Raw genomic sequence first — 16428 nt, 5'->3', positions numbered from 1 at the left:
GTATATTATTTCATTCAGTTACTTGGGCGTATATCAATTTTTTTGTTCTAAAATTAATTTTATTTTAATTCCAAAATATGCTCGTTTCTTTTTTTATGTTTGCGGACACGTTAGCGTTGTTCACGGTATTACCGGAAATCAGTTCAGTAACAGATATGGAAAACGCATCTGCAATGGGCTCCAGCAAAGCAGAGTTTCCTACACTAATAATCTTCTTTTATAGGCAACACCAAACTTATTTTCCTAAAAACTTTTCTATTATATCCCAATAAACTTCCATCGTCTCATCCCCGCCACAATATATCTCATGCTTCGTCCCGGGCATGTAAACATACTCGCAGGGGACAGCACCGCGCTTTCTGATTTTCGCTGCGAATTTCTGAAGTGCGCGGACGGATACGAAATCGTCTTTTTCGGCCTGGAAAATGAGCAGAGGAGACTGGAGTTTCTGCCAGCCGTGGTATCTTAAATACCAGCTCATTTTTATGGCTGCCTTCAGCCAGCCATAGGATGGTGCACAGGTCTGGAGAAATTGTTTTTCTTTTCGCAGGTTGTTGTACCTTATAAATTTAGGTTCAGAGGTGCCAGCGCTGGTTTGGAAGGTGTCGGTTCCGTCGTATGGCTTCTGTCCTAAGACATAGGACTCTTCCTTTCCCAAAACGCATTCTGCATGGGCAATCAGTACAGTCAACGGCCATGGCACGCCTCCAGTGAGCGGTTTGATCATAGGAGAGCTTAATATCACTTTATGAAAAAGAGCGGGTTCCCAGGCTGCGGCGATTGCGCTGATTGCACCGCCCATGGAGTGGGCAAAAAGGTTCAGGGGCAGGTCTGGATGTACCCTTTTAATTTCGTGGCATACTTTCAAAAAATCCCTTACATACCGCTTCCAGATATCAATATATACTAATGAGGGATCTGCTGTCAGGCGGTAGCTTTGGCCGTGTCCCATATGTTCTGGCATGTATACGTGATAGCCAGCCTGTAAAAAATAGTAAATCATCTCCTCATATTTTGGCGCACCTTCTGTGAAGCCGTGGCTGATTACAACCACCCCTTTTGGATCATCTGCCAGATAACGTTTCACATGGATTTTTCCTATAATTCCATTTTTCTCATGGTAAATGTCTTCTGCTCCTGGAATGTACCCATCTCGGCAATGAGCCTTTAAATAAGGTTCCACCTCATTTTTCATAGTATCTAAATATTCGTTTTCCTGTATTATTTTCATTTCAAAACTCCCCTTACAAGCAGCTTATAAAATCATAAAAAACAATCATCACGATTCACACATTCCTGATAACACAACTCATTCAAAAGTATCTTTGAAAAAGGTGTACTGCGACATGTGTTACAATTTACGAGAGTCTTAATACTTTATTACTATCCCCCAATAATCCCATTAATCTTCTTCTCATTATAAAACACCAGAATAATTCCGCCCACCATACAAAACACCGCTGCGCCAAAGGCTGCGATTCTATAACCAGTTCCCTCTCCTGCTCCAATCGTAGAAACAGCAGTAAAGATCAGCATGGAAAGACTCTGGCCCAGTTTGAATGCAAAGGTTCTTGCCGCATAAAACATTCCTTCCCTGTTGCTTCCGGATGTGATGGAATCACTCTGGGCGATATCTGCCACAACCGCCTGGGGCAAAATTCCGAAAATCGCCATCGGCAGCGCTGCCACCACCGTCAGGATCAATCCCTGTACGGTTTCCGGAATAAAGCTCATTTTTCCCATAAATCCTGTATAGAAATAAGCCAAACTGAATACAGCAAATGCAAATAGAATCATCTTTTTCTTACCCAGTTTCGGGGTAAGCTTATTTACCGGAATGTAAAATACCAAAGACAATGCTGTCATCCCCACAAAATACAGGGTTGTCATCGTCTCCGGCAGCTTCAGAAGGCTGGTCACAAAGAAAGGCAGACCTGTCTGAAACATGGTAAGGGCGATCCAGTAAAAAATATCGGAGCCCACAAATTTACAAAATTCTCCATTCTTAAACGTAGCAGTCAGGGAGCGAAAAGCAGACTCTTTTGCTGGAACTGTGTCCACGTAATCCTTTTCCCGAATGCAAAATACCGGTATCAGCATGCAGATAAATGCCACCACTGCCATCAGCGTGAAGGTGACACGGATGGCGCCAACACGTCCAAATGCCGGGATAAATGCACCCCAGATAGTTGGTGCCAGGTATGCAACTGCAGTTCCTGCAATGAATGTAAAGGAAATCACCGTAGAAATGTTAAGCCGCTCCTGCTGAGTATGTCCCAGCTCCGGAATCAAGGCATTATACGGTGTGCAATAAGCTGTAATGGAAAGGTAATAGGCCAGAACCATCACCAGCAAAAACGCTGCATTGAGCCAGCTTTTCTCATTAATCGGGGACCAGAACACCAGCACTGTGGAAAGTGCCAGAGGCAAGGACGCCCATTTCAGGAATGGAATTCGCCGTCCATCTTTGGCTGTACACCGGTCCGACCAGGACGCGATCATAGGATCTGTAAAAGCATCAAAAATTCTCCCGAAGGCTGTGATTCCTCCGATAATAGTGAAAATGCCAAGCACCACCAGTCCCTGTGGAATAAATACGTTCTGCCCCTGGCTGATGGCGGTTTCATCTGGCTGATAAAAATACACAAGCCAGTTTGAAATGATTCCGGACAACATTGCCCATCCAAACTGACCTGCTGCAAACTGCCATATTTTTGCTGTTGTAAGTTTCTTCATCACGTACTTACCTCCTGCTTCTTTATATAATGATAGTATCATTTTTGTGCCCGCTTCACAATATACGAATCATTACTATTGCACAATTTTAGCATTCCACAGCTACTTTGATCACTCCATCTCTCTTATTTTCAAAGAGCTCATACGCTTCCTCAATTCTGCAAAGCGGATAAGTATGTGTGAGCAAAGGCTCTGTATCAAGCCTGCCTTCTGCAATCAGCTTCAGTGTTTCCTCGCAGTGACAGCCATCCACTCCGCCGGTTTTAAATGTAAGATTCTTGCCGTACATATCCGGAAGAGGCAGTATCTGGGCTTTATCATAAAGTGCTACCACAGTCACAATTGCATTTGGTCTTGCGCATTCCCATGCCAGACGAAATGTAGCTTCCGCTCCTGCAACCTCAAGAACCACATCTGCTCCTCCATGCTCACTGTTAGCCAACGTAAACTTCTTGCATTCTTCTGGTGATACAGTAAGGACCTGCGGATAATGTTCCTTAATAAAGCCAATACGCTTTTCGTCTTTTTCGCACATAATGATCCGCTTCGGTTTCTTCAGCATCACACAAAGCAGCGTACAGATTCCGGTAGGACCGGCTCCGATGATCAGCACCGTATCATCTTCTGTAATCTGGGAAATATGTGCCGCCCAATAGCCTGTAGCCAGAACATCTCCTACCAGCAAAGCCTGCCTGTCAGTAACCTCATCCGGAATTTTGTTAAGCCCCTGATCTGCAAAAGGCACCCGCACGTACTCTGCCTGACCTCCGTCTATGCGGCAGCCAAGAGCCCAGCCCCCATTTTTATCCGTGCAATTATTAACATAGCCTTTTTTACAGAAAAAGCATTCCCCACAAAAAGTTTCCACGTTTACCGTTACTCTGTCTCCCGGTCTCACATTTGTTACACCACTTCCAACTTCTTCTACAATTCCTACCATCTCATGACCAACTGTTATCCCCGGAACCGCACGTGGAACACTTCCATGTTTGATATGAAGGTCACTTGAACAGATGCTGGCAAGAGTTACCTTTACAATAGCATCCCTGTCATCTATAAGCACAGGCTTAGGCTTTTCCATTAATTCAAATTTTCCTTTTGAAACATATGTATATGTCTGCATTTTTATCTCATCACTTTCTAAAAAGATTTTTAAGCATTCACTGTCTGCCATCCGTAACTTTCATAGTAGATATAAAAACAAGTGAACTAAGCAGCAGCATATAAGGATACAGCAGCATTGGAAGTATATCAAATGCGCTGACCACTTCTCCTAAACTGGCTGCAGCAGAAACAGCAACCAGCATTTGCGCTCCGTATGGTAAAATCCCCTGAAAAATACAGGAAAATGTATCCAGGATAGAAGCAGCTTTTCTGGCGCTGATACCGTAATCCTTTGACATTTCCTTTGCAATCGGGTTCGCCATAACGATCGCAACTGTATTATTGGCAGTTGCAATATCCATTAACCCAACCAACAATCCCATTCCCAAGAGTCCGCCTTTTTTTCCTTTAAACACTTTCTTTATCCAGTATAATAAAGCGGAAAATCCACCGTACTCCTTGATCAGGGCACAGATTGCAGCTACCAGAATCGCAACCATACTGGTTTCAAACATCCCTGCAGCACCAGTTCCCATATTTCCGATCAGGTCTGTTGGTGCTATCATTCCTGTTGCAATCATAATAACTGAGCCACTTAGAATACCTGTAATCAGTACGAAAAATACATTAAATCCGATGATACCACCTATAAGAACCAGAATATAGGGAACGGTCTGTATTAAATCGTATTTTTCTTCGATGAATCCACCATTATAATTTTTCACAGACAAAACCAGCAGAATAACAATGCTGGCAATGGCAGCCGGCAGTGCAATAAAGAAATTTTCCTTAAATTTATCTTTCATTTCACAGCCTTGTCCATTACATGCGGCAATGGTTGTGTCTGATATAAATGACAGATTATCTCCAAACATGGCGCCGCTCATGACAGAACCAATACAAACCGGCAGTGCAAATCCGGATACCCTTGCTACTGCAACTCCAATTGGAACGATCAGTGTAATTGTTCCTACAGAGGTACCCATTGCAAGAGAAACAAAACAGCTGACCACAAAAAGCACAACAACTGCAAACTGAGGCGGAACCAGTGACAAAATAAAATATGCAACACTGTTTGCGGATGTTCTTCCGACTATACCTACAAAAATACCTGACAGCATAAAAATTATGATCATTGTAATAATGTTAGGATCACTGATTCCCATCCCCATAACTTCCAGCTTATCATTCAATTTAAGCTCGCGGTTCTGTATACAGGCAACAAGTAATGCAACCAGAAATATTACAACAACGGGGATTTTATAAAATCCCATCTCGATATCCAGGCCATACTCAAATAATATGCCAAGCCCCAGATACAAAACAACAAACACTACTATAGGAAGCAGTGCTTTTCCATTTCTTTTTTCATTTTTCCTCATCCTACACTTTTCTCCTTCTTAGTTATAGTACTAATAGTATCATTTTTGTGTCCGCTTCACAATAGCAAGTCAACTGGATATTTTATATAAAAAGATCCCGGCAGGCTTCTGCTTCTGAGCGCTCAAACTCAAAAGTATGAAACCTGCCGGGAAGTTTTATTTTCATCAACCAAAAAAACTATAGCTTACTGATAATCCGTCTCTTATATTCCAAAAATTCTTCTGACAATGCAAAATCCGCTGCCCTGGGTTTTCTCTCCTGGATCACGATCTCATCTTTGATGGTTCCCGGAGTTCCGTTCAGAATGTAAATCCGGTCGGACAAAAGAATGGCCTCATCAATATCATGGGTGATAAACAAGGTAGACAGATCAATATGCTGCATAACTTCCAGATACCATTTATGCACGCTGGCCTTTGTCAATGTATCCAGTGCACTGAAAGGCTCATCCAGAAGGGCAACTCCGCTGGAACTTAAATAGGTTCGAAGCAAAGCCGCACGCTGACGCATACCACCGGACAGCTGGCTTGGATACTGATACTGGGTGCCTTCCAGACCAAATTCTGCAAAAAGCGGATTGGCCTTTTCCCTGGCTTCTGCTTTCTTCACGCCTTTCAGTACAAGGGGAAGTGCTACATTGTCGATCACTTTCTTGTGGGGAAGGAGAAGATCCTTCTGCAACATGTAACTGATGCTTCCAGGTGTGGAAGTCACATCCTGATCTTTCAGATAGACCTTTCCTTCATCAGGTGGGATAATACCGGAAAGCACATTGAACAATGTGGTCTTTCCGGAACCGCTGACTCCCAGAAGGGAAACCAGTTCCCCCTGCTCCAGATAAATGGAAATGTCCTCCAAAACCTTTTTTTCACCGTATGTTTTTGAAATATGTTCTGCTCTTAAAATCACTTTATTTTGTTCTGATGACATATTCGTTCCTTATACACAGTGCTACTTCTATAACCAGTTCCATTTTCCGCAAAAATCGGGGTAAATTTTCCTGACAGAATAGCTCTATGCGTTAATTTCTTTCTCTTTCATTCCTTACTGTGGAAGATACTCGTTAGAAAATCCGACTCCAGTAAGATCCTTGTCGCAAAGCTGGTTCTCATACAGCCATTTGTAGAATGCATTCCATCTGTCTGCATCAAATACGCCCCAGCTTTCTGCATCGTCAATGTATTTTGTGGAAAGGAATTCCTGACTCTTCTTTACAAGATCTTCAGCATCCTTCAGAGAGCCTGTATTATCGCCGTCAATGAGGATCTGTGCTGCCTCATCCGGATTCTCTGCTGCAAACTCATATCCCTTTGCAGTTGCTTCCATAAATGCTTTCGCCTGATCCGGATTCTCAGCAAGATAGTCGTTATTTGCAATGATAACCGGTGTGTAGTAGTCAAATACAGGATTGATATCAGAGAATGCAAAATAGTCGCAGTCTACACCTTCTACGTCAGCATTGATTCCGCCCCAGCCCTGGAATACCCAGATGGCATCCGTCTGATTGGCAGCAAGTGCTGCAGGCTCATCTGTAATATCATTAGGGATCAGGGTAACCTGACTGAAATCTCCGCCGTCGCCGTTTACAACACTTTCCAGCATAGCAAGCTCGATTGGAGAATCCCATGTGGAATAGGTTTTTCCGGTAAGTCCGGCTGGTTTGTCAATTCCGTCACCTTTTCGGGAAAGGATTCCGGAGGTATTGTGCTGAATGATTCCTGCAACTGCTGTGATTCCAAGAGGCTCGTCAAGTGCAAGGGAAGCAGCCATGGTATCCTGAGCCTCGATCGCAAACTGAGCCTGACCTGCTGCGCACATAAGGGCTGCACCATTTTCCGGTGGCTGAACGATTTCCACATCAAGACCAGCTTCTTCGTAGTAGCCTTTTGCCTGTGCTACATAAAGTCCGGTGTGGTTGGTATTCGGTGTCCAGTCCAGGCAGAATGTGATTTTCTCCTGTGCACCATCTTCTGCGTATACACCGGTAGGAACTGCAAGCACCATAGCTGCCGCTGCAACTGGTGCGATTACTTTTTTCAAATTCTTATTCATGATTTTTCTCCTTTTCTACCTGCAGCCATGGCATTGTGATCCGGCTGACAATATTTACTGCCAGAAGAAGTAAAAGGCTGATGATCACAATGAAGATAATGACTGCAAACATTTTATCAAAAGAATATGCTTTTTTTACACGGGTCATATAAACACCAAGTCCGTTAAATCCACCCAGCCACTCAGAAACAACTGCTCCTACAACTGCGTAGGAAGCAGATATTTTCAGCCCAGAAAAAAACTGGGGCAAAGCACCTGGAAATTTCACATGGCGGAAAATCTGTGCCCGGCTGGCTCCCATGGCCTTCATCAGACGAATGGCATCCGGATCCACACTTTTATATCCATCCAGCAGTCCGATTGTAATTGGGAAAAAAGTGGTGATCACAACCAGAGTGATCTTCGGTGCCATTCCAAATCCCATCCAAAGCACCAGAATTGGCGCAATGGCAATGGTCGGTATGGTCTGTGTAATGATCATGATCGGATAAAATGCCTGATCCATTACACGGAACCGATCCATCATAGTTGCAAACACAAATGCCAGCGCGATTCCAATGAGAAGTCCGTAAAAGGATTCCAGCAAAGTGAATTTCGCATGGAAAAGTATGGTTGGCAGATCGCCAAACAGGGCTGTCAGCACTGCTACCGGAGATGGAAGCATGTAGGAGGGAACAATTCCCGAAATGCTTACCACTTCCCAGCCAAGCAGAATCACGGCCATGGCTGCAATTGAAGGGATCTTACTGGTGATGTTTGGTAACTTTCTTTTCAATGGTAAGTACATCCCCTTCTGGTTTATATGCAATTTTAACATATACGCTCATAGCCTTGCAGCCTGCGCGCTCAGCTACATGCTGACACTCTTTTACAATATCCATCAGCTGGTCGTAATCACCTTCGATGGTGGTCTCAAATGGTCCTACATAATAGTTCAGACCAGTGGATCTGATGTAGGCGATTACCTCGTCTACAATGCGGATAACTTCCTCTTCATCCTGTACATTTGGCAGTACCTGAATTGCTACACTTGCGTTCATTTTCTTTTCCTCCTATTTTCTGTCCCATAAACAGGACTTTGTAATAAAAATCGAATAAGAACCATTCTTGAAACTGTGACGGAACTGAACAGGCTCTGTCAGTCAGTATAAAAAAAAGAGCACCTGCCATCCAGACAAATGCTCCTACTTACATCGTTAAACACTTCCTACACTGGCATGATCCAACAGGTTAAAAGGGTCTAAGGACTACCTTACTCTCAGCTTCTCAATTGAAACTCCCCTGGTCTTTATTCAGATTTCGTTGCTTATTATAATACACCTTTCTTCAAATTACAAGAAACTATTTTTATCTCAATTATATTTTACATACCCTTAACAGAATTGTACTGCTCGCAGTCTGACCAGCAAGCTCTAATTAATATTCCCATTTCATCAGAATTCGTTAAAAAAATCCCCCTGCATATCACAGTTATTTCCTGCAGAATATATAATAAATCTATAGATTCTCAAAAGCAGCCTGAATACTGTCATAGTGCAGGAATTTTCCCTGGGCTGCAAATTCCTTGATCTGATTCAGGGTGGCAAACATGTGGCCGTCTGTCTCTTCTTCCTGAAGATGTAGATCTTCTTCTTTCACATCCATCACAAAGCGGTAAACATCTACGAAATAGTTGTCTCCCTCCCCTGGATTCTCTCTTTTGTAAGTAAAAAGATAGCCGCCCTGCGCACCGCTTACATCAAGGCCTGTCTCTTCTTTCACTTCGCGGAGTACAGCATCATAAGAAGATTCCCCTGCCTGTGCTGCACCGCCGGAAACTTCCCACCAGCCTGGTGCCCAGGCTTTTGTCATCACACGTTTGGTAATGAGAAACGTACCATCTGGTCTTGCCACTACTCCAAGTACGGTGAGATGGTATTCCCCGTCTTTTAAGCACCAGTCGTTTCGCTTCATGGTGCGGCCTGTAGGTTTCTTGTTAATATCATAGATGTCCCAGAATTCCAATTTTTATCACTCCTGTTATATGTTTCTCTTGTATATTTTTATATTATGATTATTTTGCGAATATTGTTATCGAATATAATAATTCATCTTTTCTATTTCAGAAGTTCCTCCACCATCTCTCTGGTATACTCTACCTTCTCTACATGGTTGACCTCGATCTGATACAGTGCATTTGCCGCAATGTGCTCTGCTGCCTGCTCCAGATCACGAATACCTGAAGTATTGGAATAACGCTGGATGATTGCCTCCAGCGCCCCCTCTGTGATAATGCACTCACTCTCTTCCATATGCATTCTCTTAAGAACTTTCGGAAGAGAGAATCTGGAAAAGATTACTTTCTTCTCCTCAGCTGTATAATCCGGAATATCAATTACTGCGAATCTGGACATCAGCGGTGCACTGATCTGGTCACGGTCATTTGCAGTAGCAATTGGATAAACACCGCCAGTTGGGATCATACACTCCATATAGTTATCTGTAAATCCAAGATTGTCCAGAAGGGTAAGAAGTACGTCTGCCGGATTTCCATTTCCTTTGCCGGAATTTGCCTTATCAAGCTCGTTAATAATAAATACCAGATTAGAGGCACCAGCCATGGAAAATGCCTCCATAATAATTCCGGGCTTTGCATTTGCGTAAATACGGGGGCTTCCGGTAAGCTGCTTAGAGTCGTTAATTGAGCTCATGTCCAGCGTAGTCCACGGAAGTTTCAGGATTCTTGCAACTGCATAGGCTATCTGGGATTTGCCAGTACCGGCAGGTCCGATCAGAAGAAGTCCGTAGGCCGGAAGGGTATGTGTACGGTTGATCTGGATAATCGTCTCGATAATACGTTGTTTCACACGCTCCATTCCATAAAGCTCTTCATCCAGGATTCTCCTTGCCTCAACAGGATCGATTGCTTCAAAATAATTGTTCTTCCACTGGATATTCAACATAATAGAAAGAGCCCTCTGTGCATGATGGCGCTCTTCCTGGGAAACTTCACTGGATCTTGCCACTGCCAGATTTCTTCTGGTCCAGAGTCTGATATTATCCGGCAGTGTTTTGCCTGCGCAGGTCATAAAATCGGTAATACTCTGAATGCTGGTAAGCTTCATCTCATCACCGTTTTCCTCCTGTTCCTCATCCTCTTCTGCCTCAGCAGGTGCATTACTCTCCAGAAGTCTCTCAATCATAAACTGCAGAAAGCCATCCTCTGCAGAAAGCTTTGTGCCGCCGCCAAAAGCAGTTTCGCGAATGCGGTATACCGCATATCCGTCCTCCCTGTTAGTACCAGACAAACGTACATTGATCCTGCTGTCTCCCAGCCATTTCAAAAGACTGGTAAATCTGGAATCAATTTTCACCACATCTGCTGTATGGTTACCGTCTTCTTCCTTAAAATCAAAAGCAGTACGGTTTACCGGATTGGTAAACACACCGCAGGAATGATGTTTCCACTGTCTCTCTTTATTGTCAAGCACCATGATCGGCTGCTCCGGTGAAGGCTTCGTATGGCTGCTGTGAAATGTTGTGTAAGTACACTTTGCCTCCGCTTTGCTTGCAGAAGCACCGCTGAAATCAAATACTGGCATAGCTTTTTCCTCTTTCCTGTGTATTTAAAGGGATATATTTCTCTAATTTCTCTTACCTACTATAACAACATTTTTCTCTAATGTCCAGAATGAGTTGGCCTGTTTCATAATGCAGCATTGTCTTGTATTATTGTTCACTTTGTGACCAGTAACTATCTTATTTTTTATATATCTTGGCATTTCTTAGTTTTTTACAAAAAATCTCTTGCCAAAATGGAGAAATTCGTGTATTCTATTATACGGACTACTTTTCAACAATTTGATTTTCACTTAACATTTGATATATATTTCTGATTTTTAGTGCGCAGACACCATAGTCCCTCCCAAAGCTTCTAATGGAATACTGCAATCTAAAAATAAAAGACTCCCGGGCGCTCTAGAGCGTGTCTGAAAAAACTTTCTGTAAGATTTTTCAAACAGGCTCAAGTGTTCCGGGAGTTTTTCAATTCATTTATGCCAGACTTAACAGCTGCTTTCCTTCTGTCAGTCTTTCTTCAAACTGCTCATAGAAATCTCTGCCCACTTCATATGTTTTCATATAAAAACGATTCACCACATATAAATTCAGATTTTTGATCAGCTGGGCATCTGTGGCATTATAAAGAACCTCCTGCACATCCAGCAAAAAATAATGCCAGTCAGCTACAAACTTTTCATACTGGCGAAGATCCGGAGTGTCGATCCATTTCTTTACCTTGATCTTGCTCCGGCTTGTCTTCTTACATTCATGGATCTGCAGAAAATACTTAAATCCTCCATTTTCATAGAAACGTCCCAATGGGAAAAGTCTGCAGAACCCAGGACGGAAGTCATGAATGCTGCACCGTCCCTGTTCATTCAGGAAAACACAGCATTGGTTTTTTCCACTCATGCAAAGATGAGGCAGAATATTCCCATCCATGGCATCGAACTGGATCAGCCCGGTGCTTACCAGTTCCTGTGGTGTTTTTCCCAGATTCGTACACAGACGGTACACATCCATGGGATCCAGCACAACTGAGTCCCCCATACCCTCACAGCAGTCATGACAGCCCGCACAATCCTGACAGTCTGCCTTTACCATATCATTTAATTCATAAAGTCTTCCGTCGGAAATCTCTTCCAAAGATACTTCTCGGCGCATATGCAAATTCCTCTTTCTTTTATTTTTTTGTAGACAAACATGGTTACGGTTCACTTCGCGATGCACTGAAATCATGCATTTTCAAGATTTCCCGCTGAGATTCCCCATTTTTCTGTAAACGATATTCACCAAAAACACCCCGCGGGACATTGCCAGTGAACAGTAATATAACATGCTGCCATCAACAGCATCTCCGTATTATCTATCCTCTGTATTTACAACTTAATTCCAGACAATGCCTGTGCAAAAGCATTATTCACCGGCTCATTTGCCTCTTTCTGCTGCCTGCGCAGATAGTTCTGCACGTCACGCTTGCCTACTCCTGCGCCCTCTTTCTGGCGTCTTGCCTGGAACGCGGAAAGCTTCTCTTTATAACCGCACTGGCAGACAAACGTCTCTTCCTTACCTTTCACATACATTTCCATACGTTTATGGCATTTTGGACAACGGGCATTGGTAGTGCGGGAAATCGTTTCACGGTAGCCGCACTCCCGGTCCTGGCATACCAGCATTTTGCTGTTTTTTCCATTGACAGCCAGAAGTTTTTTGCCGCACTGCGGACATACTTTATTTGTAAGATTGTCGTGGCGGAACGTGCCCTCCCCGGTTTTGATCTCATCTACAATTTCACAGGTATAGTCACGGATTTGGTGAAGAAAATCCCCCTGACGTATCCTGCCTTTTGCAATCTGGGAAAGCTTCATCTCCCAGTCAGCTGTGAGCTCAGGCTTTTTCAGGTCTTCCGGCACCAGCTCCAGAAGCTGTTTTGCCTTTGAGGTAATATGGATCTCATTGCCTTTTTTCTCCATCATAAAGGAATGGAAAAGTTTCTCAATAATGTCTGCTCTTGTGGCAACGGTTCCAAGCCCCCCAGTCTCTCCAAGGGTTTTCACCGCTTCTTTATCTCTTGTCTCCATAAATTTCACCGGATTTTCCATAGCTGCAAGAAGAGTTGCCTCTGTGAATCTTGCTGGCGGTTTTGTTTTTCCTGTATTTAAGGAAGTTTTCAAAATCTTTAGTCTGGTTCCGGTTTTCATCTCCGGAAGACGCTGGTCTTTCAGTTTTTTCTCATCATCCGCCTCATCTTCCAAATCATCATCTGCTCCGCCTTCGTAAACTTCCTTCCAGCCCATGCTCTTTATCACTTTGCCGCTGGCTGCAAAAGTTTCTCCTGCCGCTTTCGCCTCCATGGTCACCTGCTCATACTGGCTTGCAGGATAAAGAACTGCAAGGAAACGACGGACAACCATATCATAAATCTTCCGTTCTTCATTTGTCATGTGGTCCAGCTGAACAAACTGTTCTGTCGGAATGATCGCATGGTGGTCACTGACCCTCTTATCATCCACAAAACTTCCATTCACCTGCACAGGCTTATTCATAAGTGCGCCAGCAAGCTTTCTGTACGGACCGATTCCGCAGGCCTTCAGTCTTTCCTTAATAGTAGGAACAATGTCCTTTCCAATGTATCGGGAATCGGTTCTGGGATATGTGAGTACTTTGTGATTTTCGTAAAGGCGCTGCATAATATTCAGGGTCTCTTTTGCAGAAAAACCATATTTCAGGTTGGCTTCCCTCTGCAAAGTTGTCAGGTCGTACAGGCCCGGGGCCATAGTCTTTTTTGCTTTTTTCTCTACACTGGTTATTTCAAGAGCAGCGTTCTCCAGCCTGCCTTTGATCTGCTCTGCCCTTTCCCTAGAAAAAGTACGGAAGCTCTTTGTTTTCTCATCTCTCCAGGTCCATTTCACATCCTGGGTCTCCAGAGAAATACCATAATATTCTTTTGGCACAAATTTGCGGATTTCTTCTTCGCGCTTTGCGATCATGGCAAGGGTGGGGGTCTGCACCCTGCCACAGGAAAGCTGGGCGTTGTATTTACAGGTGAGAGCTCTGGTACCATTCATTCCCACCAGCCAGTCTGCTTCTGCCCTTGCAACAGCTGCACGGTAAAGATTATCATAGTCATGCCCGTCTTTCAGATTGGCAAAGCCTTCTTTAATTGCTTTATCTGTGACTGAGGAAATCCACAGTCTCTTAATTGGCTTATGGCAGCCTGCTTTTTCCAGAATCCAGCGGGCAACAAGTTCCCCCTCCCGTCCTGCATCTGTGGCTATAATGATTTCTCCAATATCTTTTCGGAAAAGCTGAGTCTTTACTACGGAAAATTGCCTGCCTGTCTGGCGGATGACTACCAGCTTCATCTCCTTGGGGAGCATGGGCAAGGTCGCCATTTCCCATTTTTCATACTTTCTGTCATATTCTTCCGGGTCAGCCAGGGTTACAAGATGTCCAAGTGCCCAGGTTACTACATAGTTTTTGCCTTCGAGAATACCACCATTTTTCTGGTTTGCGCCAAGAACACGGGCAATGTCTCTGGCGACGGACGGTTTTTCCGCAATTACAAGTGATTTCATGTATACACTCCTGATTATTTTCGTATTTGATGATGTCTGCTTAAGCAAACAGTGAAATCCTCTCCATAATTGTTAAGGAATAGTTATATTATAACACACTTCAGAAATTTTTAAGAATATTTTGTTAAAATTAATTTGTAAAACGATCCCACCAATGCTATTATGTAACCATAAAAGACAGAGAATCTACATCGCAAGGCTTCAGGTTCTTTGTCTCAGAGCATGCCCCCAAATACTTTCCCTGATATGTGCTTCACAATTTATGGGAGATTTTGCAAACATGTTCTAAAAACCTAGGAGAAGTTATGTATTATTTTATTGTTAATCCCAATTCCCGCTCTGGCAGGGGACGTTCCATCTGGAATGAAATTCATCAGCAGCTTATGCTTCGGGGAATTGATTTCCAGTACTGCCTTACAAGATATTCCGGACATGCCGCAGAGATTGCTTCTGATGCCTGTGCTCTTGGCACTGAATCTGAGCCTGTATATATCATTGCAGTGGGAGGTGACGGCACCATTCACGAGGTGCTCACCGGCATCACCGATTTTGACCGGGTAGTCTTCGGATACATTCCAACCGGCTCTGGCAATGATTTCTGCAGAAGCATGAGACTCCCTTTTGATCCAATGGAATCACTGGAATATATCCTAAAGGCAGAGCATATCAGCAAAATGGATGTTCCTTACCTGCTCCGCAATAATAAGAAGTCCCGATTCGGTATCAGCACGGGAATCGGATATGACGCCGGCGTATGCCAGGAGGTTCTGGCAACGCCCTTAAAGAAGATATTCAATCGTCTTGGGCTGGGAAAGCTGATTTATCTTTTCATTGCATTGAAGCAGCTGATTTTTATTAATCCAGGAAAAATGACAGTGACCCTAGATGGAGAGAATACTTTTTCCTATGACCACGTATATTTTACAGCGGTTATGAATCAGAAATATGAAGGCGGCGGTTTTAAGTTCTGCCCGGATGCTCAGCCTGACGATCAGCTTCTGGACGTGATCCTTGTGGAAGGTATCCGTAAGATAAAGCTTTTATTTTGCCTGCCTACTGCTTTTTTCGGAAAGCATGTGGGCATCAGGGGAATACATATTCTCACCTGCAGCGATATCCATGTACATAGTGCGTCCGCTCTTCCCATTCATATTGACGGGGAATCTGGCGGAATTCGCGAAGATTTAACAGTTTCCATTGAAAAAAGCTCTTTAAAAATCATTTTACCTGTGGTATAATCTCTCACGATTTGGGGGATCCGGAATTACAAGACCGGTAACCCAGATTGGAAAAGGAGTGAAAAAGACTTGGTACAATTTATAAAAAAATACAGGCATGGTCTGATCATACTTGCGTATGCCATTGTTTATATGCTTTTTTTTGAGTATCTGGAGTGCAGGCCGGTATGGGGATTTCATGTGATCGACACTGTTTTTGATGATTACATACCATTTTGTGAGTATTTTATTGTCCCCTATCTATTATGGTTTCCGTATCAGATTCTCACAGTTTTATACTTTATCTTCAGGAACAAGAATAAAAAAGAATATTATCAGTTGATTTTCAATATGATGATGGGTATGACTGTTTTCCTGATCGTGTCTTATGCATATCCAAATGTACTGCACTTAAGACCATCAGAGTTTCCAAGGGAAAACGTGTTTACAGATATGGTAAGATGGCTGTATCGGACGGATACACCGACCAATGTTCTGCCAAGTATTCATGTATTTAATTCTCTGGCAGTTCATATGTCACTTACCAATTGTGAGGCGCTGAGAGACCACAAAGGGGTAAGGTATGGATCATTGGTTCTTACATTACTTATTATCATGTCTACTATGTTCCTGAAGCAGCATTCCGTAATTGATGTGTGCTGTGGTGCTACGCTGGCGCTGTTTGGATATCTGTTTTTCTATCCGCAGAAGGCAGGAGAAGAAGCAAGTGGCATGGCAGTAGAGAGAATTGGACGGAATAATCGCAGGAAACATTATTAAAAAAAACGCGCACTTCCAGAAATGGGAAGGCGCGTTTT

General features: G+C 43.4%; 14 protein-coding genes and 1 riboswitch. Of the genes, 2 read left to right on the top strand and 12 right to left on the bottom strand.

The genetic code is table 11. The features are described 5' to 3' along the window. Positions 1-235: 235 nt before the first annotated feature. The 12 genes from LIZ66_RS01960 to LIZ66_RS01905 form a co-directional block, all read right to left on the bottom strand. On the bottom strand, positions 236-1231 hold the full coding sequence (locus LIZ66_RS01960; protein WP_195983050.1) for an alpha/beta fold hydrolase: 996 nt from the start codon (positions 1229-1231) through the stop codon (positions 236-238). A gap of 152 nt (positions 1232-1383) precedes the next feature. Continuing rightward, the gene (locus LIZ66_RS01955) at positions 1384-2736 is read right to left on the bottom strand and encodes an MFS transporter (RefSeq protein ID WP_173769751.1); all 1353 of its coding nucleotides are present in this window, start codon (positions 2734-2736) and stop codon (positions 1384-1386) included. An 88-nt stretch (positions 2737-2824) separates the two neighbouring features. After that, on the bottom strand, positions 2825-3859 hold the full coding sequence (locus LIZ66_RS01950) for an alcohol dehydrogenase (RefSeq protein WP_195991404.1): 1035 nt from the start codon (positions 3857-3859) through the stop codon (positions 2825-2827). Positions 3860-3896: 37 nt separating this feature from the next. Continuing rightward, complete coding sequence (locus tag LIZ66_RS01945; protein WP_227200056.1) at positions 3897-5222, bottom strand: Na+/H+ antiporter NhaC family protein; 1326 nt, start codon at positions 5220-5222, stop codon at positions 3897-3899. 178 nt (positions 5223-5400) lie between these two features. Then, complete coding sequence (locus LIZ66_RS01940) at positions 5401-6153, bottom strand: ABC transporter ATP-binding protein (protein ID WP_118583868.1); 753 nt, start codon at positions 6151-6153, stop codon at positions 5401-5403. A 114-nt stretch (positions 6154-6267) separates the two neighbouring features. Then, positions 6268-7275 (bottom strand): ABC transporter substrate-binding protein, encoded by a 1008-nt coding sequence (locus tag LIZ66_RS01935; protein ID WP_227200054.1) that lies wholly within the window; start codon positions 7273-7275, stop codon positions 6268-6270. After that, the gene (locus LIZ66_RS01930; RefSeq protein WP_148462485.1) at positions 7268-8050 is read right to left on the bottom strand and encodes an ABC transporter permease; all 783 of its coding nucleotides are present in this window, start codon (positions 8048-8050) and stop codon (positions 7268-7270) included. The genes LIZ66_RS01935 and LIZ66_RS01930 overlap by 8 nt, the downstream gene beginning before the upstream one ends. Next, positions 8019-8315, bottom strand: coding sequence for a thiamine-binding protein (locus tag LIZ66_RS01925; RefSeq protein WP_118583864.1), 297 nt, complete (start codon positions 8313-8315; stop codon positions 8019-8021). The genes LIZ66_RS01930 and LIZ66_RS01925 overlap by 32 nt, the downstream gene beginning before the upstream one ends. Before the next feature lie 146 nt (positions 8316-8461). Beyond that, positions 8462-8568: riboswitch (TPP riboswitch) on the bottom strand. Positions 8569-8772: 204 nt separating this feature from the next. Continuing rightward, the gene (locus tag LIZ66_RS01920) at positions 8773-9279 is read right to left on the bottom strand and encodes an NUDIX hydrolase (protein ID WP_173769749.1); all 507 of its coding nucleotides are present in this window, start codon (positions 9277-9279) and stop codon (positions 8773-8775) included. 92 nt (positions 9280-9371) lie between these two features. Continuing rightward, positions 9372-10856, bottom strand: a complete 1485-nt coding sequence (locus LIZ66_RS01915; RefSeq protein WP_118583860.1) for an AAA family ATPase — start codon at positions 10854-10856, stop codon at positions 9372-9374. 451 nt (positions 10857-11307) lie between these two features. Beyond that, the gene (locus LIZ66_RS01910) at positions 11308-11979 is read right to left on the bottom strand and encodes a YkgJ family cysteine cluster protein (RefSeq protein WP_118583858.1); all 672 of its coding nucleotides are present in this window, start codon (positions 11977-11979) and stop codon (positions 11308-11310) included. 215 nt (positions 11980-12194) lie between these two features. Beyond that, entirely contained in the window at positions 12195-14393 is a 2199-nt protein-coding gene (locus LIZ66_RS01905) for a DNA topoisomerase III (protein WP_173715627.1), read from the bottom strand. 305 nt (positions 14394-14698) lie between these two features. Here LIZ66_RS01905 and LIZ66_RS01900 point away from each other — a divergent pair, with 305 nt between their 5' ends. Both LIZ66_RS01900 and LIZ66_RS01895 read left to right on the top strand, forming a co-directional pair. After that, positions 14699-15631 (top strand): diacylglycerol/lipid kinase family protein, encoded by a 933-nt coding sequence (locus LIZ66_RS01900; RefSeq protein ID WP_118583854.1) that lies wholly within the window; start codon positions 14699-14701, stop codon positions 15629-15631. A gap of 69 nt (positions 15632-15700) precedes the next feature. Next, on the top strand, positions 15701-16390 hold the full coding sequence (locus LIZ66_RS01895) for a phosphatase PAP2 family protein (RefSeq protein ID WP_148462491.1): 690 nt from the start codon (positions 15701-15703) through the stop codon (positions 16388-16390). Positions 16391-16428: the final 38 nt, after the last annotated feature.

The sequence above is a fragment of the Blautia faecis genome (assembly GCF_020554845.1).
GTDB classification, from domain to species: Bacteria; Bacillota; Clostridia; order Lachnospirales; family Lachnospiraceae; genus Blautia_A; species Blautia_A faecis.
Note: the sequence above shows the minus strand (reverse complement) of the source record. Positions and strands in the feature narration are given on the sequence as shown.